This is a genomic window from Colwellia sp. 5_MG-2023, assembly GCF_030547795.1.
In the GTDB taxonomy this organism is placed as follows: Bacteria; Pseudomonadota; Gammaproteobacteria; order Enterobacterales; family Alteromonadaceae; genus Colwellia.
Window position 1 is genome coordinate 54870 of sequence record NZ_JAUOPW010000016.1, and the last position, 22882, is coordinate 77751.

A 22882-nucleotide genomic window follows, 5' to 3' on the forward strand; every position below is an offset into this window, starting at 1 on the left:
GTTGAATAGTAGTTAGGATAACGAATCCATCAACTACGCAGCATAACGATTGGGATCCTGAATCAAGCTCAGAATGACGACTTAGAGTTCAGGATCACGAGAAAGTTACAGGAGTGATATGAGCAAGTAGCATTTACAAGCTCTGAGTTAAGTCTTGCGCCAATGACCCCGTTGGCTTTTCAATTACCCGAATTAGCTCTTTACCATTTTGTTTAACAATAAACGTAGGGGTGTATTGTAAATCGTTCGCCTCTGCTATACCGCCAGCATCACGTTTATCGTAATCCACAGCTACATAGTTAATACTTGCAAGCTTTACTTTAGACTCTTCAAGTAACTTAATTAGTTTTGGCACTTCTCGCTCACTGTCGTGGCACCATGTTCCAAATAATACAATAAGCTCTTTGCCTTTTAACTTTTGCATTAATGCTATATCTTGCGCTGTTGGCGTAAACGCTTTGTATTGCTCGCTAAATTTATCATAATCGTTCAACAGTACATCAGTTGTAATACCGCCCGAAAACGGTGCATTAGCGACACAACCTAGCAATGGCATACTTAAAGCACACAATAAAATTAATTTTTTAAACATAAGGTTACTTTTAAAATGAGTAATTTAACGACTATACCCAATATTTAGTACGGTGTGAATAAAGAAAGGATACTCGCTTATAAAAAAATTAGTTGTAAAGTATGTGTTGTTCAAATTTTAAGATAACAAATCAGTCGTCATTCCGTAGATCACTTAATACAGAATCTCATAGAGTACACACACCGTAATTAAGACCCTGAATCAAGTTCAAGATGACGACTTTAGGCTTTTAAAATAACGAAAAAGTTATTCCTCTTCACCTTCTAACAGTTGAGCAAAATGAGATAGCTTTTCTAAAGCTAAGCCATGAATTGATTGTCGAGGATAACGACCTGTACTATTCATTACGCCTGCCGTGTTTTTCATTAATAACTCTAATGCTTGATCAATCGTTTCTACTGCATAAATTGAAAACTCACCACGCTCAACCGCTTGTATAACTTCGTTATTTAACATTAAGTTAATAACATTGGTTTTGGGGATAATAACGCCTTGTTTGCCAGTTAATCCTTTATCTTTACAAAGTTGAAAGAAACCTTCTATTTTTTCATTAGCGCCGCCAATTGATTGCACTTCGCCATGCTGGTTAATAGAGCCCGTAATCGCTAAGCTTTGATCGATTGGTAATAAAGTAACCGCTGAAATCAATGCACACAGCTCTGCCATTGAGGCACTATCCCCGTCGATATGACCATAAGATTGTTCAATGGCAATATTAGCCGAAATAGCGACAGGAAAACTTTGACCATACTTATGCCCTAAATACCCTGTTAACAACAAAACACCTTTAGAGTGAATAGATTTACCTAAATCAACTTCACGCTCAATATCAGTTACACCTTGGCTACCAGCATAAACGGTTGCCGTGATACGTGCAGGAGTACCAAAAACACTATCACCAATTTCTAATACTGTTAAGCCATTTACTTTTCCAATGAACTCACCTTCCGTATTAATTAGTACTTGTTGCTCTTTAATTTCATCAAGCCAAGTTTCGCTTAATCTTCCTGTACGACGTTTTTTAGCTGCTAATGCCATAGCAACATGCTCAGACTTTAAAGTACCGTTTGCACCACTTTTATTCCACCAATAGTTCGCTTCATCTAATAAGTCATTTACTTGCACAATATTGGCAGAAATTTTATGTTGGTGCTCAGCTCGTCTTAACGAGTAACGAACAAGCTCAAGTACTGCTTCATCATCAATTTCAGGATAATTGTGTTGAAATGCACGTTGACGAATCAAATTACCGAAAGCAATTAAGTTATGATCTGTTTTCTCTAAATGACGATCAAAGTCAGCTAATACTCGGAATAATTCGGTAAATTCTTGATCGTAATCTTGCAGAGTGTAATAGATTTCAGCATCACCTAATAAAATAACCTTTACACTTAGCGGTATTTTTTCAGGCTGTAAACTGTACGAACCTGGTTGGCTTAACTCTGAGTAAGGATTCTCTATTGTTATTTGCCCAGTTTTCAACGCCAGCTTAAGACGAGACCATACTAAAGGCTGTGTTAATAACTTATCAGCATCAAGTAATAAATAACCACCGTTCGCTTTATGTAATGCGCCAGGACGAATTAATCGATAACTAGTATAAGTACTGCCTTGAAAGCTAGAATAATCTACATGACCAAATAAATTTTGATATGTTGGGTTTTGCTCATAGACAACAGGTGCGCCATCAGTTTCATTTCTAGGCACTAATAAATTGGGTAAAAAGCGTTCAACCATAAGTTTACGCAGTTCTTTATCATTAGGTGCATCATCTTCATTATTGACTAGAATTTCTAACGATACATCAACGACATGATTACTAACCTTGCTGAGGTATTTTAATATCCCTGCATTTTCACTAAACTCTTGTTCTAGTTCTTGTAAATAGGGTTTTATTGCTTGCTCTGCCGTTTCAATTTTCAGTTTACGTAATAAATCTGATGATTCACGTTTCCATAATGGCAACTCAATTAATTGTTCAGCCAGTGCAATTTCTAATTCGCCCAGCAATTTATAAAACTGAGCTCTTTCAGTTTCATTAATATTAGCAAATTCTTTATCATTTAATGGCTTACCATCAACTAAAGGAGCAAAACCTACTTCGCCATTTTCTTCATATAAGGAAACATTGTTTTTCAGCGCTATTTTTTCAACAGTAGAAATAGCTTCATCATATTTTTTATTAAAATCACGATCGATAGCAGACTTATATCGTTGATAGCCTGGGTTATCAAAAATTTCAGGAAATAAATCCATTAATTCATCAATAAACTTATTCATGCGTGACAACAACTGTTTACCATCACCGGGGTTAACATAAAGTTTATAAGGTGCATGACTTTCATCAAAATTATTGATGTAACACCACTCAACTGGAGTCGCTTGTTCTTTTGCTAGTTTAGCTAATAACTGCTTAATTAATGTTTGTCTTCCTATGCCATGTTCTCCCATAGCAAACACATTAAAGCCTACAGACGACATTGAAAGACCAAAATCTAATGCCTCTTTAGCCCGCTCGTGGCCGACAAAAATTTGTTTTATTTCGCTAGCATCTTTTTTTTGAGAGAAAAGTTTGGCAGATAGAGTAGAGCTAAGTTGTTCAGCAGTAATTTTACACTGCAAAGCAGGTGTTGTTATCATGTATGTCCTTGAGAATATTACTTTTTAAAATAGAGCAAGCGAGATAAAGCTATAGCGTTAGTGTACTAGTTAACCGCTTAGCTAACAATATAAATGCTTACTCTAGCTTAAAGATACTTTAAGGATCTAATGGTAAACGGGTAAAGCTTTCTCCACCACATTTAACACATTCCGTCACTTCACTAAAATGCACAATATGCTGTTTATCACCACATTGTTGGCAAGCCAATTCACCAAAACCAATAAAATCACCCACTTTGTATAATCCATCATGCTCAAAATCTTCCACTAATTCAGCCCATTCAACTTGCGACTTATCGGTTAATTGAGCAAGCGTCGACCATAGTGTTTCATTGAGTAATCCTAAATAAGTAGAATCCTTAGCCTCTGATTGATTTTGCAAATAAAAATCATGTAAATCGTGTTTTAAGTTATCTGTAAATTGATTTACTTTTTCCTCTGACATCTCTTCAGCTGCCTTGGCATATAATTTCGCTTGCTTCACTAATTCGATAACTTTTGGCTTTTGTGACTCAGTCATTTCTTCCAGCCAATTGCTGAGATCTTGGTAAATTTCTACAAGATAGTCTTTTTGATTTGCCATTACCTTTTCCTTTTCTCATTATATTTATGAATACACTTACTAACAGTATAGACAAAATTGCCAATATAAGCTTGTTGTTAGCACGCTAGATAAGGTATTCTATCACGATAATTTAAACTCAAGTTTATTGCGTGTTCCACCTGTTTTTTATTATAATCCAAGCAGATTAAACACCCTACAATAACATCTAAAATAGCGTTAGAGACCCCCTAATGGAAGCCATTTATAATCCCCAATTGATTGAAGCATCAGTACAAAAATTTTGGACTGAAAACGATACATTTAAAGCTGTTGAAGATGACAGCAAAGAAAAGTTCTATTGCCTTGCCATGTTCCCATACCCTAGTGGCCGTTTACATATGGGACATGTACGTAATTACAGCTTAGGTGACGTAGTTTCTCGCTATCAACGCCTACAAGGCAAAAATGTAATGCAACCTATGGGTTGGGATGCTTTTGGTTTACCTGCTGAGAATGCCGCGATTAAAAATAAAAGCGCACCAGGAAAATGGACTTATCAAAACATTGACTATATGCGCAACCAGCTAAAATCTTTAGGTTTTGGCTATGACTGGGGCCGAGAATTAGCAACCTGTAAACAAGATTATTATCGTTGGGAACAATGGTTTTTCACTAAGCTGTATGAAAAAGGCCTAGTCTATAAGAAAAATGCCACGGTAAATTGGGATCCGGTTGATCAAACCGTATTAGCAAACGAACAAGTCATTGACGGCCGCGGTTGGCGCTCTGGCGCAATCGTTGAAAAGAAAGAAATTCCTCAATGGTTTATAAAAATTACCGATTACGCACAAGAATTACTTGATGACTTAGATCAACTAACAGGATGGCCTGAGCAAGTTAAAACGATGCAGCGTAACTGGATTGGTCGCTCACAAGGCGTTGATATGACCTTTCAAGTTGATGGCTTAGTTGAAGGTAAACAAGAAAGCTTTGATATTTACACTACACGTCCTGATACCTTAATGGGCGTTACTTATGTCGCCTTAGCTGCTGAGCACCCATTAGCACTAATTGCTGCAAAAAATAATGCAGAAAAAGGCAATACAGCATTAGCAGACTTTATTCAAGAATGTAAAGGCAACCAAACCACAGAAGCTGACATGGCTGCGATGGAAAAGAAAGGTGTTGATACTGGATTTAAAGCTATTCACCCGCTTACAGGTAAATTAGTCCCTGTTTGGGCAGCTAACTTTGTTCTAATGGATTATGGCTCTGGTGCGGTAATGTCGGTTCCTGGTCATGATCAACGTGATTATGAATTCGCTAAAAAGTATGGTCTTGAAATAATTCAGGTGGTGACTACTTCAGCAGAAAATGGAGAAGCGGAAGACGATATAGAAAAAGCAGCGATTACAGAAAAAGGGATTCTAATTAATTCTGGCGAGTTTGATGGACTGAATTTTGAACAAGCATTTACTGCAATAAGCGAGAAGTTAGCTAGCGAAAACAAAGGAAAAGTAACAACTAACTTCCGCCTACGTGATTGGGGTGTATCGCGTCAACGTTATTGGGGTACACCAATTCCAATGATTAACCTTGCAAATGGTGAGTCAGTGCCAGTGCCTGAAAATGAATTACCTGTTGTTTTACCAGAAGATGTAGTTATGAATGGCGTTACATCACCTATTAAAGATGATCCTGAATGGGCAAAAACGACCTTCAATGGTGAACCAGCTTTACGCGAAACTGATACTTTCGATACCTTTATGGAATCTTCATGGTATTACGCACGTTATTGCTCACCAAATGATGATACTCAAATGATCGACCCAGCTAAAGCAAATTATTGGCTGCCAGTTGATCAATATATTGGTGGTATTGAGCACGCTATTTTACATTTACTTTATTCTCGTTTTTTCCATAAATTGCTACGCGATGTTGGTTTAGTTGATTGCGACGAACCTTACAAAAAATTATTATGTCAAGGCATGGTGCTAGCAGATACATATTATCGAGAAGCTGATAATGGCGGACAAGAATGGATTGCACCTACCGATGTAACCGTTGAGCGTGATGAAAAAGGTCAAGTAACCTCTGCCATTAGTAATATTGATGGAAAACCCGTTATTTCTGCTGGCATGAGTAAAATGTCAAAGTCTAAAAATAACGGTATTGACCCACAAGAAGTTATTAATAAATACGGCGCAGATACTGTGCGTTTATTTATTATGTTTACCTCACCACCAGAGCAAACATTAGAATGGTCTGATTCAGGCGTTGAAGGAGCACACCGTTTTGTTAAGCGTGTTTATAAACTGGTACATGACTTCATTGAGATAAATGGAGAGTCAACAGCAGTCGATAATATTAACTTGAATGCTGACCAGAAAAAACTCCGTCGTGAACTACATAAAACAATTGCTAAAGTAACGGATGATGTAGGTCGTCGTAATACTTTCAATACGGCAATAGCTGCCATAATGGAGTTAATGAACCATTTAACTAAGGCACCAATGACCACTGATGAAGACAAAGCAGTAATGCTTGAAGCGCTTCGTGCGGTAGTTATTATGTTAACACCTATTACACCACACATGTGTCACTACCTATGGAACCAATTAACGCAACAAACCGAGGTTGATAACAACAACGCGGTTGAAAATGCACAATGGCCTGTAGTTGATGAAAGCGCGTTAGTTGAAGATGAGAAATTAATTATTGTTCAAGTAAATGGTAAATTACGTGCAAAAATTACCGTTGCTGCTGATGCGACTAAAGAGACCGTTGAAGCACTAGGCTTAAACAATGAACATGTACTGAAATTTACTGAAGGTAACACTATTCGCAAAGTTATCTATATACCTGGTAAATTATTGAATATAGTGGCTAACTAAGATGAATTTTTCACTAATGCAGTATGTAAGCCGTCGGGCTATTAAGCAACGGAGTTGTATTTTTCTTGTAATATTGTCCACTAGCTTTTTAAGCGCTTGTGGCTTCCATCTGCGTGGTGATTATTTGCTTAGTGATGAATTGCAAACCTTATACGTAAGCTCTAGTGATGTACATGGGGAGTTGACCCGCTTGTTAAAACAACACCTTTCGCGCAACCAGGTTAATGTACTAAAATATAAAAGTGCACAAAAGCCTGAACTGCGCATACTCTCTGATACGCTAGATAGAAGAACCTTATCAGTATTTCAAAACGGTCAAGTAGCTGAATATGAACTCATTTACACAGTTCATTATCAGTTACAATTTGGCTCTGCAGATGGTGAAGCACCTGAAGAGCCTCAAAACTTCAGCTTTGAATTAAACCGAGACTACCAAGATGATCCTAATCTAGCATTAGCAAAATCTCGAGAGTTATCACTATTGTTAAGCGAAATGAGAAAGTCTGCTGCCGATAAAATTTTACGAGATATGGCAAGAATTCAACGATAGCATCGACAATTTTCGCTAATTTAAAACAAGGCATCCATGAAGATTTACCACAACCAACTACAGCAAACACTAACACAAGGCTTTAAACCGGTGTGGTTGGTTTTTGGGGATGAGCCTTGGCAAAAAAATGATAGCTTAGCAACAATTAGAAATCATGCCTTGCAACAAGGTTTTAGTGAAGTAATTCGCTTTACTAGTGATAATAGTTTTGATTGGCAGCAGCTTATTGATGAATATCAATCAATGAGCTTATTCTCTAACCAACGTATTATTGAAGTAGAGTTAACTACGGTTAAGATTGGAGATCATGGTAATAAAAGCTTACTTGCATTGAGTGAAGTGATTGAAAAAAATGTCGCATTACAAGATGTCGTGTTTATTTTTCATGGCCCTAAACTTGATGGACCTAGTGCGAATAAAAAATGGTTTAAAACCTTCACCCAACTAGGCTGCTACCTGCCAATATATGATATTGATACCAAAAGCCTACCTCGATGGCTACAACAGCAAGCAAGAAATCTAAATATTAACCTAGCTCCTGAGTTATCCTCATTATTAATTGAGCTATGCGAGGGAAATTTACCCGCTCTAGAACAAGAGCTGCAGAAACTTTCACTACTATTCCCGACTAATAATCAACTAATTAGTTTAAATGAAGCAGAAAAACTAGTCACCAAACAGGCTAAGTTTAATCCATTTCAAATTATTGATGCATTATTACTAGGTAATTGCAAAAAGTGCGTTGTGATGTTGGATCAGTTACAACAGGAAGGCGCAGCTACCGGACAAATAATTTGGGTCTTTCACAAAGAAGTTAGCCAGTTATACACCATGCTAAGTAAGTTAGCACAAGGAACACCACTCAATGACTTATATAAAGAATATCGTATTTGGGATAAACGTAAACCTTTATATCAGCATGCACTAACACATATAAGCTTGAAAAATGCCAAACGAGCGGTGTCACGACTGGCCGATATTGATTTAATCAGTAAAACAAGCAGTGAATTTAACGCTTTTATATTATTAGCAGATCTATGTATCACACTTTATCACGGCGAGACTACTCAGCACTTTTCACTGAACTATGAATATGGTTAATCTACATTTAACTTAAGCTAGTTAAGTAGAATAAAGAAGATAAAGAGTAAAAGATGATAAATACAGCAAATGTGAGTGCAAAGAACAGTGAATGATATTGGCATTTTAGGTGGTACCTTTAACCCCATTCATCTTGGTCATACTTTACCCGCCAAGGCAGTCGCGGAGCATTTGTCATTAGATAAAGTGCTAGTTATTCCTGCAAGCATTCCCCCTCATAAAGCAACGCCTAATGTCAGCGCCAAACAACGAGCTACCATGGTAAAGTTAGCCTGTGAAAGTGAATCTATCTTTAGTTGTGATGAACGCGAATTACACCGTAGTGGCTATTCTTATACTGTCGATACTTTAAAAGAATTAGCATTATCATATCCCAATTCACGTTTATATTTCATCATGGGCCTAGACTCTTTATTAACTTTTACGCAATGGCATAAGTATCAAGAAATATTATCGCTTTGTCATTTAGTGGTAAATACCCGACCAAACTATCAACTAGAGAACATCAACCACGCGACTCAAATACTACTCAATGAACACCAAGTTTCGGATGTACATGCATTGAAACAAAAAAAATATGGCGGTATTTTATTACTCCCTTGCAGCCTACCAAACAATGAAAAACACTTAAATATCAACCTTTCTTCTAGTGAAATAAGACAACGTTTAATTAATAAACAGAGCTGCCAAAAGTTATTAAATCCAAAAGTATTAGATTTAATCAACAAAAATATGCTTTATCGTTAACGGCTTCATCAAAAAGTGTTACTATTACCAACTTATATGGTGCGTATTTTAACGCAGCTATTATCGGTGCTTTAATACCGAGCTTAACAATAAACCTAACTCTAGGAAGAACAACCTTGCAAACTGAAGAACTTAATAAATTTGTTATAGAAAAACTTGATGATATGAAAGGAAGAGATATTGTTTCTCTTCATATTACTAATAAAGCAAGTTTTGCTGACTATATGATTATCTGCTCAGGTAACTCAAAGCGTCACGTAAAATCCATCGCCCAATCTGTTGCAATGGAATGTCGCGCTGCTGGCTATGCTCCTCGAGGAATAGAAGGTAACGATGTTGGTGAATGGTCATTAGTTGATTTAGGCGATATTATCGTTCATGTGATGACAGATGAAGAACGCGATAAATATAATTTAGAACAGTTATGGGCAGAAGAATAATTTAGCTGGGCTTAATAATGAAACTAACTTTATATGCCGTCGGCACCAAAATGCCTAGTTGGGTCACTCAGGGCTTTAGCGAATATTCTCGTCGCTTTCCTCGTGACTTACCATTTGAGTTAGTCGAAATATCAGCAGGAAAGCGTGGCAAAAATGCAGATATTGCCCGTATTTTAGAAAAAGAAGGTGAGCAGTTACTCAACGCTATTCCCAAAGGAAACCGAATAGTCACTTTAGAGGTGGAAGGTAAACCTTGGGATACGCCACAACTTGCCAAACAACTTGAACGTTGGCAGTTTGACGGTAGAGATGTCGCATTATTGGTAGGTGGTCCAGAAGGCTTATCTCCTGCTTGCATCAAAGCCAGTGAACAAAAATGGTCTTTATCGTCATTAACCTTACCACACCCTATGGTAAGAATTCTCATTGCTGAAAGCTTGTATCGCGCTTGGAGCGTTAATACTAATCACCCTTATCATAGAGAATAGCTGTGACGACTTATTGTATAGCTGAACAAAGCTTTCTTTATAATATTATTTACAATAAGTGTGCTAATAAAAATATATTCGCTGCTAAAATAGTATGGCTTAAAGGAAATAATTGTGGCTAAACGTCGTATTACGATGCGTAATCATAGCGCAGAAGCAAACTTATTTGCTCGCCGTACCTTTATTATATTTATGGGTGTATTAATACTTATATTAATATTGTTTAATAATATTTATTCACTGCAAGTAAATTCATTCGAAAAATACCAAACACGTTCTAACTCTAATCGAATAAAACTATTACCTGTTGCCCCGAATCGCGGTCTAATTTATGATCGAAATGGTGTCATTCTTGCTGATAACAAACCAGTTTACAGCCTAGCAGTTATACCTGAGCAAACTGAAAATTTACAAGAGAGTATCGACGAAATTAGTACGTTACTTAACATAAGTGATGATAGAAAAAAAAGCTTTTTCAAATCGGTTAAACGTAAACGCCGCTTCAAACAAATAGAGTTACACCCTCGCTTAAGCGAGCAACAAGTTGCCCTTTTCTCCGTAAATCAGCATAAATTCCCTGGTGTTTTTGTCGATGCTCGGCTAAAACGTTATTACCCTTTTGGTAAGTTAACAACACATAACTTAGGTTATGTAGCACGCATAAATCGTAAAGATGCTAATCAACTTGAAATTGATGGCAAGTCTGAAAACTATGCAGCAACGCATGGCATAGGGAAGCTAGGTATTGAAAAATATTATGAAGATATACTGCACGGTACCATCGGCCATCAAGAAGTTGAGGTAAATAGTCGAGGTCGAGTTATTCGAACATTAGATTATAAACCGCCAACACCAGGTAAGGACTTAACGTTAACACTCGACATTGAGTTACAGATGATCGCTAAACGTGCTCTGGCAGGAAAACGTGGTGCGGTAGTTGCGATGGATCCACGTACAGGCGATATTTTAGCAATGTACTCTAACCCTAGTTACGATGGTAATTTATTTGTCCATGGTATTAGCACTAAAGATTGGAATAAAATACGTAATTCAAAAGATTTACCCCTAATTAATAGAAGTGTGCAAGGTTACCCGCCAGCATCAACAGTAAAACCCTTCTTAGCATTAACAGGGTTAGAAGAAGGTATTATTACACCTGAAACCCGAGTTTGGGATCCTGGCTGGTATCAACTTAAAGGTTTACCTAATAAATACCGTGATTGGAAAAAGTGGGGCCATGGCTGGGTTGACTTAAATAAAGCAATTGAGCAATCCTGTAATATCTACTTTTTTGATTTAGCTTTTAAGCTCGGTATCACCAAAATTAGTACCATGATGGAACGCTTTGGTTTTGGAGATTACACTGGCATTGATATACATGAAGAAAGTAGCGGTATCATGCCTAGTGTCGAATGGAAGCGTGCTCGCTACAATAAAGCTTGGTATACAGGTGAAACCTTGTCGGTTGGTATTGGACAAAGTTATTGGACCGTTACCCCATTACAATTAACCCAAGCATTAACAACCTTAGTAAATCGCGGCAAACGCAGAGTACCACACTTGCTTAAATCAACTAAAGAACGCAGCAGAGACTCAGATATTGAAGAAGAAGTCATTTATGAAGAGCAAGCACCTTTAGTACTAAAAAATGACAAGCATTGGGACTTAATACTTAACGCTATGCACCGAACAGTTCAAGAAATTAGCGCAACAGCTCATGCACCATTTAAAGGTGCAAAATATGATGCCGCAGGAAAAACCGGTTCAGCACAGGTTGCGCGTATTAAACAAGACGAAAAATATGATGCAGAAAAAACAAAAGAAAATCAACGAGACAACGCAATGTTTATCGCTTTTGCTCCCTATAATGCACCTGAAATAGTCGTATCAGTGGCAATAGAAAACGTTTCAAAAGGTGGCGGTGGCACCAATGCAGGCCCTGTAGCAAGACAAATTATGGATCAGTACTTTGGCAACAGAGAAATTGCATCTAGCTATGGAAGTTCAACTATCGATACAGATGATGTTGCTCATCACCATACTCACTCGCCATTACAACACAATTTGAGCACTAGTCATGCGGAATAATAACGAAGCGCAAGAACAAACCTATAGTATATGGCAAAAATTGCATATCGATTTAGTTTTACTGCTCGGCATATTATCACTTATGGCACTAGGGTTATTTATTGTCTACAGTGCTGGCGGGCAAGATATAGACATAGTTTACCGTCAAGCGATTCGATTAGGCGTTGCTTTAGTTGTTATGGTAGCCGTTGCTCAAATTCCTCCCCTCTCCTATAAAAAATGGGCAGTACCTGTTTTTGTAATAGGAATATTATTACTCGTTTCCGTATTACTTTTTGGCCATGTAGGTAAAGGGGCACAGCGTTGGTTAGATTTAGGTTTTATGAAGTTTCAACCATCTGAAATAATGAAGCTCATTGTCCCTATTATGATTGCTTGGTTTATTAGCCAAGAAAGTCTTCCCGTAAAAAAAACCACGATGTTTTTCGCTTTTATTTTAGTATTAATGCCAACGCTTTTGATTGCTAAGCAGCCTGATTTAGGCACATCATTATTAATCGCTAGCTCAGGTATTTTTGTCATATTCCTTGCTGGTGCAAGCTGGAAACTCATTGGTGTATGTGTTGGTTTAGGCTCAGCTTTTGCTCCTATTTTATGGATGTTTTTGATGAAAGATTATCAAAGACAACGCGTAATGACCTTTTTAAACCCTGAACAAGACCCGCTTGGCTCAGGCTACCATATTATTCAATCTAAAATAGCAATTGGCTCAGGCGGCGTTACCGGTAAAGGCTGGTTACAAGGTACACAGTCACAACTCGAATTCTTACCTGAACGACATACCGACTTTATTTTTGCCGTTTTCAGCGAAGAGTTTGGTTTAGTTGGCGTCGGCATATTACTCGCAGTATACTTACTTATTGTAATGCGCGGGTTATGGATTGCTACGCATGCTCAAGATGCATTTACAAAGTTATTAGCCGGTAGCATAACTTTAACCTTCTTCGTTTATGTCTTTGTAAACATAGGTATGGTATCAGGCTTATTACCAGTGGTTGGCGTACCACTTCCCTTAGTTAGTTTTGGAGGTACTTCAATGGTGACTTTGCTCGCCGGTTTTGGCATGCTTATGGCTATCAGTACACATAGGCGATTTCATGTATAATATTCAGTTATTTCGTCTTAATTTATTATCAACATAGCTTAACAGCGAACATAAGATATTACTTTTTACTAAAACCATAATAAATATACTGCAACTATAACAATCAAACGTTTTATACAATGAGTCAATTCATGAGAATTCTACAAACACTTTTCTTAATTATTTCGGTGCTTCTCGTCGCATCCTGTAGTAATGGCCGTTATCAAGATAAACACGATAGTATCCCAACTCGACTGCCAAACCAAAGCGAACAACAAGATGCTATTGCACGTGCCGAGCCATACAGTAGAGGGGGGAATAAAGACTATCAAGTACGTGGTATCAATTATAAAGTATTACCTAGTGCAGAAAATTTTGAACAAATCGGCACCGCTTCTTGGTACGGTAATAAATTTCATGGTCATTTAACCTCCAATGGCGAAATTTATGATATGTATGCCATGAGTGCAGCACATAAACATTTGCCTTTACCGACATATCTTAAAGTCACTAATCTTGCGAATAATAAATCAGTTATTGTTCGTGTCAATGATCGTGGACCTTTTCATCAAAATCGTATTATTGATTTATCCTACAGTGCAGCCTATAAGCTTGATATGCTAACAAGTGGGACTGCAGAAGTAAAAATCAGTGCGATTACTGAATTTGGAGAGAAGGTAACAGCAATGAGCCCACCTATCCCCAAAAAAGAAGCTGAAGCCAAGCCAGTCGTCAGTAAAACCATTGCTGACCATTTACTTGAAAAGTCACTAACGAAAGAAAAAGATCATATTCAAGTCTTTGCTACGAGTAAGCATGAACTTGCACAAACAATAGCGAAAGAAATCTCAGCTAAATATTCTCAAACAGTTAAATTTCCTAAAGAAAACGGTATATATCGCATTCAAATAGGCCCTATAGCGAATACAACAACCTTAAATAACCTCTTGCTAGAACTAAAAAAAGGTAGCTACCCAAATGCCTATTTAAAGGCTTTATAATAGACAAAATAATGCAACCGTTAAGATATTAATACTAATTGTAAATCGATTTTTACAATTTACTTAATATCAACCATAGCCATGTAAATTAGAGCTGTTATACTTTCCTCTAGCTTTATATTAATTCATCACTCTATCGAACCTAACATTAAATAATTATGCCTATAAAATCAAAAAATATCATACGTAATTTTTTCAAAGTAATATCAACTTCCTTACTTGGAACGACTTTAGCTTTTTCATCGATAAGTCATGCAATAACAATTATTCCTGAAGCACCACAAATTAATGCTAAAGGCTATATTTTAATGGATTTCACTACAGGCAAAGTTATTGCTCAAAGCAATGCTGATATGCAACTAGCACCTGCCAGTTTAACCAAAATGATGACAAGTTATATCATAGGAAAAGAGTTAAAAAGCGGTAACATATCCAATGATGATAAGGTAACAATCAGCGAAAATGCTTGGGCAAAAAACTTCCCTGACTCATCAAAAATGTTTATTGAGGTCGGCACAGAAGTTTCAGTTGAACTGTTGAATAAAGGGATTATTATTGCTTCAGGTAATGATGCTTGTGTAGCTATGGCAGAGCACATTGCCGGTAGTGAAGGTGCTTTTGCCGATTTAATGAATGCTCATGCTGAGCAATTAGGTATGTCGAGTTCATTTTTTGAGAATAGTCATGGTTTAGATAGCTCATCACATATGACTACACCTCGCGATATGGCAACTTTAGCAGGTGCAATCATTCGTGACGTACCTGATGAATATGCTCTTTATAAACAAAAGTCTTTTACATACAACAATATCAAGCAATATAACCGTAACTCATTGTTATGGGATAAAAGCTTAAATGTAGATGGCATGAAAACAGGCCACACATCAAATGCTGGCTATAGCCTAGTCACCTCGGCAACAAAAGGCAACATGCGTCTTATTACCGTAGTAATGGGTACTGAAAGCGAGCGTGCACGTAAAGTAGAAAGTAAAAAGTTACTTAATTATGGTTTCCGTTTCTTTGAAACATTCACGCCATATCAAGCTGGTGAAGTGTTTGCCACTAACCGTATTTGGATGGGTGACAAGAAAGAAGTAGATTTAGGCATAACCATGGATATTCCTATTACTATCCCTCGTGGTCAACGTAAGAATTTAGAAGCAACATTTGAATTAGATCAACAATTGAAAGCGCCGATAGCTAAAGGCACAGTTGTTGGTAAATTGTTCCTACAGTTAGGAAATGAAGAGATTGCACAATACCCACTGGTTACGCTACAAGAAGTTAATGAAGGTAGTTTCTTTTCTAAAGTTGTTGATTACATTAAATTATTCTTTGCACAGTTTTTTGAATAAAAACGTTACTTAAATAATTTACATAAAAAAAACCACAGGTAATATATAACCTGTGGTTTTTTTGTTTTAATGTCTACTTCATTTTACACTGTCTTTAAACATACTCTAAGATTAAACAACACGCTGAATAACCTGCACCAAAAGAGCATAACACTGCTTTATCTCCAGAATTGAAACCATCATGATGCTTATGCAAAGCAATAATACAACCTGCCGAACTTGTATTAGCATACTCATCTAAAATAATAGGAGCTTCTTCAGGAGTAGGATCGCGACCTAAGACCTTCTTACCAATAAAGTTATTCATATTAATATTAGCTTGGTGTAAATAAAGACGCTTAATATTTTCTGGTGCTAAGCCAACCTTATCCATTTGAGATGCTATTAGGTTCGATACCATCGGCAGTACTTCTTTAAATACTTTTCGACCTTGCTGAATAAAATATTTATCCACATCATTCTCAGTGTCAGGGCTACATTGATTCATGTAACCAATATTACTTCTAATATTATTTGAAAATTGTGTAATAGGCTGCTCTGCAATGATTTTAAACTGATGCTCTCCTGTCGCAGTAGAAGAGTCTTCAACAATAGATGCAGTAGCAACATCACCAAAAATAAAGTGACTATCTCTATCGCGATAGTTAATTTGTGGTGTCAGTATTTCAGGGTTAATCACTAATACGGTTTTAGCTGTACCACTACGAATAGCATTAGCCGCATTGATAATCCCAAAGGTTGCCGCAGAACAAGCAACCAACATATCAAATCCCCAACCTGAACAGCCTAGCGCTTGCTGTATTTCTATCGCCATAGCAGGGTAAGAGCGCTGTGTATAAGCACAAGCAACAATAATAAGATCAATATCTGCCGCGGTTTTATTGGCTGCAGCCATAGCCTGTTTCGCTGCAGCAACACCAATTTCGGCTTGTAAGGATAATTCGTTATTGGGACGTTCAACAAATGTCGGTCTCATAACATCAATATTTAATATGTCTGACTTAGACATAACATAACGGCTTTTGATACCTGAAGCTTTTTCAATAAAAGCGCTACTCGAATGAGCTAGCGCAGTAATATCACCGCTTTCAATAGCTTGTTTATTACTACTATTAAAGTGATCAACATAACGATTAAAACAAGTGACTAACTCATCATTGGAAATACTTTCGGGAGGAGTAAATAACCCCGTCCCACTAATTACAACAGACATAAAATTCTCTCAAACTTACAAAGAAGGTATGACCACTAGTGTATTTTATTTGATAGGTTTTGTCGATTATTCGCCTACTTATTAAAAAGTTCTTCCGATATAGCGATAATTATATATAAAGATAAATTATCTTAGATAATAAAAGCTTACTCTTCAAAGTAAGTGCCCCAGCCGTCATAGTCTACGTTGCATTTCTGTGCTAATTCAAACATCGCTTTGGTTTCTTTTCGTAGTAACTCAGCATTGAGCATTTGCTCGGTTACAACATCAAAGGCAAAGACTTTGTCGCCATTTTCAAGCTCAGCTTCTTCTGGCTCTTCAATTTCTAATCCAAGTTTAAATGCAGCTATCGCGGCTTTCTCAAGTAAATCAAAATTCTCACTAGCAAAATGATGCTCAATAGTATGATATACCTCTTCGTTTGTTCCATCTGATAGTAACTCACCTACAAGTGCATCGGTATGCTCCAACCAACCTTCTAATTCTTTATCAATCATTTTATTTACCTTCTGCTAGTTCTTTATCAAGTTGACTAATTTTTTCTTTCATTAATGCGTGTGTTTGCTCAGCGATATTACGTGCACTGACGCTATCATCATTAGGAATAACAATAGGCTCTAATAGCTCAATAAGAATTTTCCCATTATTCCAACGGCCCAATTTAATTGTTCCTATTTGATTGCTAACACAAATAGGGATGATAGGAACATTAGCTTGCATTGCCGTACGAAAAGCCCCTGTTTTGAAAGGTAAAAGCCCTCGCCCTTTACTCCGAGTACCTTCAGGAAACATCAAAATAGAAAGTTTATTTCGAATGATTTTTTTGACGGTAACATTCATTGTGCCCATCGCTTTATTCGAGTTTTTACGGTCAATTAATATATTTCCTGTTAGCCAGTACATTTGACCAAAAAAAGGGATCCATTTTAAACTTTTTTTACCTAGCGTGACCGTACCTGGTTGCACTGCATTAGCGACGGTAAATATATCATAATTGTCTTGATGATTAGCCACATAAATAGCAGGGCCGACAGCCTTAACTGACTCAGGAATTCTTACTTCAACATCAAAGCCTAATAACTTACTCATCTTGCCTAAATATTTAGACGTATGGTAAACATTATTTCGATGAAAAGGCCTTATCAAACAATACGAGCAAGAAACAATGCAAATAAATAGAAAGATAAAAGCCATCAAAATAAAACGAAAAAGAGTTAACAATAAAGGAATTCCTAGCAAAATTTGAGGTGGCGAGTATAGCAAGTTGCCATACTCAATAAAACAATTACTATCTTCAAGATAGCGATCAAAGACGTAATTTTCCAATATAAAATTAATAAAAACAAAGTAAAGACAAGATAGAATTTTAGCGCATAGCAATAAGTTCACTTTCTATAAGCGCATAAAAAACACTCTTAGGAGGGATCGCTTTAGAGAGCAAATAACTAGAGAGAAAAGAATACGATTAAGATTAGTTAACCTTAAGTTAATAAACTTAAGGTTAACTAATGTGGCATTTAAGTAATTTCTGCCATTTTAATTTTAATATAAGATTGGGCATCACTTGATAGATGAGACTTAGATAAGTAGCTTTTCCCTGTATTTTTTCCTGCCTTAAAGTGCAAAACATACCCTAAGTCAGTTTCTGTTATGGTAGTAACGTCTTGCCATAATATTCGACCGGTATGATAAAAAGACTCACTAAGAACACCTTGTTCATCAACCGTTAATGTCACTTCGCTGTTAGAGGCTTTACTAAGCATTTGTCTAACAACCCACCAAGGTTGACTATAGTATAAACTTAGCGCTTCAAGTATCCCCAATGCTACAACAAACCAAGCAGCATACGCATTTACTGGGGTAAATATCAAAATAATTAAACCAAATGACATTAAAACACCTGATTTTAAAAAGGTCTTAGCAGAAAGCTCTAATGTGCTTGACTCACTATAGCACTCATTAAAATATGCTTTATCTAATATAAATTTACTTGTAAAAGAAGGAAATGGTTTCATTAAAAAAACTAACAATAAATAAAAATAATTCTAACAGAAATTTTTCACGAAGTAATGAAGGTAATTAAAGTTTCATAGTTATATCAACTAGATTAAATCTATTCTCTACTCAAGAGCATAGTTAATGTACAAGAACCAGGCCAGCGGGCTACTTTAGAGTCATTCCAAAGCCAATAGAACCAATGATATACGCGCGTATTGTGCAAGCCGTCAAAAGACGACCTTTAATGTATACTGTGTCATCAAAACTATATATTTAGCTAAAATGTTAAAAACTACTACGATCAACAAATGGCTTTGGCTCTTCATTTTTAGATAAACCATTCTTCATTGCTATCTTTTGGTTTTTTCGTCCTAACAATCGTAACTGAACTATTCTTTCCCAAAATAATGCCGCTCTGGTATCTTTTTTCCAAGTCTTTTTAAATAAATATTTTGCAGCAGCAATAGCATCAGGACTTTGTTGACAAATTTTTTCAGCCAACGCTTTCGCCTCAATGATAGGCGTTTCACTAACTTTTGAAACTAAACCATATTGCTCGGCTTCAACACCTGAGAAAAATCGTCCTGTCATTGTTAATTCTTGGGCTATATCTAGGCGAGTTAATCGAGATAACGTGACCATACCACTCATATCTGGAATTAATCCCCATTTCATTTCTAGAATCGATAGATTTGCATCAGGAGTCGCTATACGATAATCACAACCTAATATGATCTGCATCCCCGCCCCAAAACAATTACCATGCACAACCGCAATAACAGGCACTGATAAATCTCGCCAAACGTGTGCTACACGTTGAAACATATTATCTTTGCGCCAAGGCAGTTTGAAAAAGAACTTACCAATCATTGACGGGTTTTTAGCAACATAATTAAAATCTAATCCAGCACAAAATGAAGCACCTGCACCTTGTAAAATGACACAACGAATAGCACGATCTTTATTAATTTTTTTCGCTACTTGCACTAGTTCAAGTATCATTGGTTTATCTAAACCATTATGTTTATCCACTCTATTTAAAGTGACATAAGCAATGTTTTGCTCAACGTTAAATTTCACTCTTGCATTAGTCATAAAATTTACCATCTCCAAGTTAATCTTTTCTTGAGTGTGCCATAATTAAACTGGTAGTACCACAAGGCAAGATTATTTAGCCTTACGTGGTAATTTTCAGATCAAAAATGTGCATTTTTTTCCTGAACTTTACCAATATATCGGATAATTTTGTGGTAAAGTTACTAAACGCACCTAGATTAATGTCATTGCAACAATAAAACAGCCTCAGGTTGATAATGTTAAAAATAAATAACATGCAATGATTACTGATACTTTCAGATGTCTACTATTTCAGACGTCTGCCCTTGGTATACCCTCTAAGGGATAATAGTTTAATTTTTCTAAGGAAATAACATGCAAGTTATTATTTTTGACGATGCACAACAAGTTGCCGTTAATGCTGCCGAATGGGTAGCTGAATTACTTACTAAGAAAAAAAATCCTGTGTTAGGCCTAGCGACAGGCAGCACTCCGATTAGCCTTTATCAACAACTTGTTAATAAATATAAAGCAGGTGAGTTAAGTTTTAAAAATACAACAAGTTTTAATTTAGATGAGTATTTGGGTATTGATGCTGATAATGCACAAAGCTATCGTCACTTTATGAATCAAAATTTATTTAATCATGTTGATATTAATATAGACAATACCTTTTTACCTACTTGTAACCAAGGTGAAAACCCTAGAGAGCAAGGTTTAGCATATGAAGAAAAAATCAAACAGGCTAATGGTGTTGATTTACAAATCTTAGGCATTGGTGCAAATGGACATATTGGTTTTAATGAGCCAACATCAAGTCTAGCGTCACGCACACGAATAAAAACATTAACACAACAAACCCTTACTGATAATTCTCGTTTATTTGATAAAGATGAATTTCAACCAACACTTGCTATGACCATGGGTATTGCAACTATTTTAGATGCGAGATATGTCCTGTTAATGGCAACAGGTGAGAGTAAAGCACAGGCAGTAAAAGACATGGTAGCTGGCCCACTTTCAGCTATGTGCCCAGCTTCAGCTTTGCAAATGCATGAAAACGCCATTGTATTATTAGATAAAGCGGCAGCAAGTAAGCTAGAAGATCAAGAATATTACCATTGGGCAAATAATCAAAATATTAAAGTAAATGAAGAGTTTGGTTTATATCACAACTATTAGTTTAGATAGTTTTCATTTAAGATGATATTAGCTTAGATAATTACCTACATTAACAATAAAAACCGACATTATGTCGGTTTTTTTATACCTGTTTAATTAAGTAAACAATTTTATATAGAGAACAAAATAGCTTAAGGTTAAAAATATCGCTTATACAGCAAACGGATATTTTATTGCTTCATGGCTCTGATAACCTTCCACTGAGAAATCATCCATTGTGACCCAGGTTTCTAAGTCTTTTAACGATTTAATATCCGGATTTATAATCAATTTAGGTAACGGCAACGGCTCACGTTTAAGCTGCACCTCTTTCATCAAGGCTAATTGATCCTCATAAATATGTGCATTTACTATTTTATGATAAGCAATACCAGGCTTTAATCCTGTAATTTGCGCCATGATAGCCAAGAAAAAGAATACCTGTACTTGGTTGAAGTTTAGTCCTAGAGGTACATCACACGAACGTTGAAAACTGGTTAAATAAAGTGTGCCATCTAATACTGAAAAATTGTGAGTATGCATGCAAGGCCTTAAACACCCCATATGAAATTCACCAGGGTTATAAAACGTCAGGATTTCAGCACGGTCGTCGATACCTTGACTCAAGTTATCAACTATTTTTTGGAGCTGATCAATAGTGCCACCATCAGGTTTAGCCCAAGCTCGCCCCTGAACGCCATAAACACGCCCCATATCATCCTCACCTTTACGATGAACATTGTTTAACCAAGCATCATTTAAATTAGCATTCGCATCCCAGGTTTTTGTACCTAGTTTTCTAAAGTCAGCCGCATTATCATAGCCACGAATATAGCCAAGAAATTCAGCAATAGCCGATTTAAAAAAACTTTTTCGGGTCGTTATCATCGGAAATTCGTTATCGGCAACATTGTATTCCAAATCAGCATTAATAACGGTTAAACAACGCTTCCCGGTTCGACTATTTTCAACCCAAGTACCTTGGTCAACAATACGTTGACACAAATCTAAATATGCACGCATTATACTTTACCTTTATTAGCAGATGTTGTTTTGCTTCCTGTACGCTTTGTATTAGATATTGCTTCTTTTTCTTGAATTAAGTAACCCAAATAAATAATCAAAACTCCACCTAAAATCATCGGTAGACTTAAAATTTGCCCTTTAGTAATAAAAGAAAAATATAAGCCTAAATGAGCGTCTGGCTCTCTAAAGAATTCAATAATGGTTCTAAACACACCATACCCAATTAAGAAAGCGCCTGAAGCTAAACCTAAACTTCTAGGCTTACGTGTAATAACGTATAAAATAGCAAATAATACAACACCTTCCAGGAAGAATTCATACAATTGTGATGGGTGGCGTGGTAATTGTAATGGGTCGGTTGGAAACACCATAGCCCAAGGTACATCAGTTTGTCTTCCCCATAATTCAGCATTAATAAAGTTACCTAAACGTCCCATACCTAAACCAATAGGTACAAGCGGTGCAACAAAATCACCTACGGTTAAAAATGCTTTATTGGTTTTACGTGCAAATAGGTACACCGCAGCAATAACACCGAGCAATCCGCCATGGAATGACATACCGCCAGCCCAAATTTTGAAAAGGTACAATGGCTCGGCTAAAAAGTAGTCGAATTGATAGAAAAATACATAGCCTATTCGCCCACCTAAAATTACACCAAGAAAGCCATAAAATAATAAATCACTTACTTGTTCACGAGTCCACTCGCCACCACTTTTATCTGCGGCTTTATTTGCAATAAACATTGCACCCAAAAACCCGACTAAGTACATCATGCCGTACCAACGAAGAGCAACCGGCCCAATACTAAAAATAATAGGGTCAATAATGGGAAATTGTAAAAACTGGTCTGTCATTTTCTATCCAAATAAAGCTTCGCTTA

At 36.6% G+C, this 22882-nt stretch carries 21 protein-coding genes; 11 read left to right on the forward strand and 10 right to left on the reverse strand.

The window, feature by feature from the left end; all coding sequences use genetic code 11:
* Positions 1-133: 133 nt before the first annotated feature.
* The 3 genes from Q4496_RS11660 to Q4496_RS11670 form a co-directional block, all read right to left on the reverse strand.
* The gene (locus Q4496_RS11660) at positions 134-592 is read right to left on the reverse strand and encodes a thioredoxin family protein (protein WP_215971991.1); all 459 of its coding nucleotides are present in this window, start codon (positions 590-592) and stop codon (positions 134-136) included.
* Positions 593-838: 246 nt separating this feature from the next.
* Positions 839-3232, reverse strand: a complete 2394-nt coding sequence (locus tag Q4496_RS11665) for a Lon protease family protein (protein ID WP_215971990.1) — start codon at positions 3230-3232, stop codon at positions 839-841.
* Between the two features lie 118 nt (positions 3233-3350).
* Complete coding sequence (locus Q4496_RS11670) at positions 3351-3836, reverse strand: hypothetical protein (protein WP_303610489.1); 486 nt, start codon at positions 3834-3836, stop codon at positions 3351-3353.
* Between the two features lie 212 nt (positions 3837-4048).
* Between Q4496_RS11670 and leuS the strand changes: the two genes are divergently transcribed.
* The 10 genes from leuS to Q4496_RS11720 all read left to right on the forward strand — a co-directional run bounded on the left by leuS (position 4049) and on the right by Q4496_RS11720 (position 15545).
* Positions 4049-6691: a leucine--tRNA ligase gene (gene leuS, locus Q4496_RS11675; RefSeq protein WP_215971988.1), complete on the forward strand. Its 2643-nt coding sequence runs from the start codon at positions 4049-4051 to the stop codon at positions 6689-6691.
* Position 6692: 1 nt separating this feature from the next.
* Positions 6693-7241 (forward strand): LPS assembly lipoprotein LptE, encoded by a 549-nt coding sequence (gene lptE / locus Q4496_RS11680; RefSeq protein ID WP_252727370.1) that lies wholly within the window; start codon positions 6693-6695, stop codon positions 7239-7241.
* Between the two features lie 36 nt (positions 7242-7277).
* Positions 7278-8342, forward strand: a complete 1065-nt coding sequence (holA, locus tag Q4496_RS11685) for a DNA polymerase III subunit delta (protein WP_215971987.1) — start codon at positions 7278-7280, stop codon at positions 8340-8342.
* 75 nt (positions 8343-8417) lie between these two features.
* Positions 8418-9089: a nicotinate-nucleotide adenylyltransferase gene (gene nadD, locus Q4496_RS11690; protein ID WP_215971986.1), complete on the forward strand. Its 672-nt coding sequence runs from the start codon at positions 8418-8420 to the stop codon at positions 9087-9089.
* A gap of 116 nt (positions 9090-9205) precedes the next feature.
* Entirely contained in the window at positions 9206-9529 is a 324-nt protein-coding gene (gene rsfS, locus Q4496_RS11695; protein ID WP_303610490.1) for a ribosome silencing factor, read from the forward strand.
* Between the two features lie 17 nt (positions 9530-9546).
* On the forward strand, positions 9547-10017 hold the full coding sequence (rlmH, locus tag Q4496_RS11700; protein WP_215971984.1) for a 23S rRNA (pseudouridine(1915)-N(3))-methyltransferase RlmH: 471 nt from the start codon (positions 9547-9549) through the stop codon (positions 10015-10017).
* Between the two features lie 114 nt (positions 10018-10131).
* The gene (gene mrdA, locus Q4496_RS11705) at positions 10132-12105 is read left to right on the forward strand and encodes a penicillin-binding protein 2 (RefSeq protein ID WP_215971983.1); all 1974 of its coding nucleotides are present in this window, start codon (positions 10132-10134) and stop codon (positions 12103-12105) included.
* The gene (gene rodA, locus Q4496_RS11710; protein WP_215971982.1) at positions 12095-13210 is read left to right on the forward strand and encodes a rod shape-determining protein RodA; all 1116 of its coding nucleotides are present in this window, start codon (positions 12095-12097) and stop codon (positions 13208-13210) included. Before mrdA ends, rodA begins: the two co-directional genes overlap by 11 nt.
* 131 nt (positions 13211-13341) lie before the next feature.
* Positions 13342-14190 carry a septal ring lytic transglycosylase RlpA family protein gene (locus Q4496_RS11715; RefSeq protein WP_252727369.1) on the forward strand — a complete coding sequence of 283 codons (849 nt, stop codon included), beginning with the start codon at positions 13342-13344 and terminating at the stop codon, positions 14188-14190.
* Between the two features lie 158 nt (positions 14191-14348).
* Entirely contained in the window at positions 14349-15545 is a 1197-nt protein-coding gene (locus Q4496_RS11720) for a serine hydrolase (protein ID WP_215971980.1), read from the forward strand.
* Positions 15546-15639: 94 nt separating this feature from the next.
* On the opposite strand, the gene Q4496_RS11725 is transcribed toward Q4496_RS11720, so the two are convergent.
* The 5 genes from Q4496_RS11725 to Q4496_RS11745 form a co-directional block, all read right to left on the reverse strand.
* Positions 15640-16758, reverse strand: coding sequence for a beta-ketoacyl-ACP synthase III (locus Q4496_RS11725; protein ID WP_215971979.1), 1119 nt, complete (start codon positions 16756-16758; stop codon positions 15640-15642).
* Positions 16759-16904: 146 nt separating this feature from the next.
* The gene (rraB, locus tag Q4496_RS11730) at positions 16905-17255 is read right to left on the reverse strand and encodes a ribonuclease E inhibitor RraB (RefSeq protein ID WP_303610491.1); all 351 of its coding nucleotides are present in this window, start codon (positions 17253-17255) and stop codon (positions 16905-16907) included.
* Between the two features lies 1 nt (position 17256).
* A complete protein-coding gene (locus Q4496_RS11735) occupies positions 17257-17847 on the reverse strand; it encodes a 1-acylglycerol-3-phosphate O-acyltransferase (protein WP_252727368.1) in 591 nt (196 codons plus the stop codon).
* Between the two features lie 428 nt (positions 17848-18275).
* Positions 18276-18773: a YcxB family protein gene (locus Q4496_RS11740; protein ID WP_303610492.1), complete on the reverse strand. Its 498-nt coding sequence runs from the start codon at positions 18771-18773 to the stop codon at positions 18276-18278.
* Between the two features lie 268 nt (positions 18774-19041).
* Positions 19042-19851, reverse strand: coding sequence for a crotonase/enoyl-CoA hydratase family protein (locus Q4496_RS11745; RefSeq protein ID WP_303602627.1), 810 nt, complete (start codon positions 19849-19851; stop codon positions 19042-19044).
* A gap of 336 nt (positions 19852-20187) precedes the next feature.
* Here Q4496_RS11745 and nagB point away from each other — a divergent pair, with 336 nt between their 5' ends.
* The gene (gene nagB, locus Q4496_RS11750) at positions 20188-20994 is read left to right on the forward strand and encodes a glucosamine-6-phosphate deaminase (RefSeq protein WP_215971975.1); all 807 of its coding nucleotides are present in this window, start codon (positions 20188-20190) and stop codon (positions 20992-20994) included.
* Between the two features lie 150 nt (positions 20995-21144).
* Here nagB and Q4496_RS11755 read toward each other — a convergent pair whose 3' ends face one another.
* Positions 21145-21996, reverse strand: coding sequence for a thymidylate synthase (locus Q4496_RS11755; RefSeq protein WP_215971974.1), 852 nt, complete (start codon positions 21994-21996; stop codon positions 21145-21147).
* Positions 21996-22856: a prolipoprotein diacylglyceryl transferase gene (gene lgt / locus Q4496_RS11760; protein ID WP_215971973.1), complete on the reverse strand. Its 861-nt coding sequence runs from the start codon at positions 22854-22856 to the stop codon at positions 21996-21998. Before lgt ends, Q4496_RS11755 begins: the two co-directional genes overlap by 1 nt.
* Between the last annotated feature and the right edge of the window lie 26 nt (positions 22857-22882).

Excerpts from the sequence above, each read along its gene's own strand:
- Q4496_RS11660 (WP_215971991.1), bottom strand. The coding sequence starts at position 592 with ATGTTTAAAAAATTAATTTTATTGTGTGCTTTAAGTATGCCATTGCTA.
- Q4496_RS11665 (WP_215971990.1), bottom strand. The coding sequence starts at position 3,232 with ATGATAACAACACCTGCTTTGCAGTGTAAAATTACTGCTGAACAACTT.
- Q4496_RS11670 (WP_303610489.1), bottom strand. The coding sequence starts at position 3,836 with ATGGCAAATCAAAAAGACTATCTTGTAGAAATTTACCAAGATCTCAGC.
- leuS (WP_215971988.1), top strand. The coding sequence starts at position 4,049 with ATGGAAGCCATTTATAATCCCCAATTGATTGAAGCATCAGTACAAAAA.
- lptE (WP_252727370.1), top strand. The coding sequence starts at position 6,693 with ATGAATTTTTCACTAATGCAGTATGTAAGCCGTCGGGCTATTAAGCAA.
- holA (WP_215971987.1), top strand. The coding sequence starts at position 7,278 with ATGAAGATTTACCACAACCAACTACAGCAAACACTAACACAAGGCTTT.
- rlmH (WP_215971984.1), top strand. The coding sequence starts at position 9,547 with ATGAAACTAACTTTATATGCCGTCGGCACCAAAATGCCTAGTTGGGTC.
- rodA (WP_215971982.1), top strand. The coding sequence starts at position 12,095 with ATGCGGAATAATAACGAAGCGCAAGAACAAACCTATAGTATATGGCAA.
- Q4496_RS11715 (WP_252727369.1), top strand. The coding sequence starts at position 13,342 with ATGAGAATTCTACAAACACTTTTCTTAATTATTTCGGTGCTTCTCGTC.
- Q4496_RS11720 (WP_215971980.1), top strand. The coding sequence starts at position 14,349 with ATGCCTATAAAATCAAAAAATATCATACGTAATTTTTTCAAAGTAATA.
- Q4496_RS11725 (WP_215971979.1), bottom strand. The coding sequence starts at position 16,758 with ATGTCTGTTGTAATTAGTGGGACGGGGTTATTTACTCCTCCCGAAAGT.
- rraB (WP_303610491.1), bottom strand. The coding sequence starts at position 17,255 with ATGATTGATAAAGAATTAGAAGGTTGGTTGGAGCATACCGATGCACTT.
- Q4496_RS11735 (WP_252727368.1), bottom strand. The coding sequence starts at position 17,847 with ATGAGTAAGTTATTAGGCTTTGATGTTGAAGTAAGAATTCCTGAGTCA.
- Q4496_RS11740 (WP_303610492.1), bottom strand. The coding sequence starts at position 18,773 with ATGAAACCATTTCCTTCTTTTACAAGTAAATTTATATTAGATAAAGCA.
- Q4496_RS11745 (WP_303602627.1), bottom strand. The coding sequence starts at position 19,851 with ATGACTAATGCAAGAGTGAAATTTAACGTTGAGCAAAACATTGCTTAT.
- nagB (WP_215971975.1), top strand. The coding sequence starts at position 20,188 with ATGCAAGTTATTATTTTTGACGATGCACAACAAGTTGCCGTTAATGCT.
- Q4496_RS11755 (WP_215971974.1), bottom strand. The coding sequence starts at position 21,996 with ATGCGTGCATATTTAGATTTGTGTCAACGTATTGTTGACCAAGGTACT.
- lgt (WP_215971973.1), bottom strand. The coding sequence starts at position 22,856 with ATGACAGACCAGTTTTTACAATTTCCCATTATTGACCCTATTATTTTT.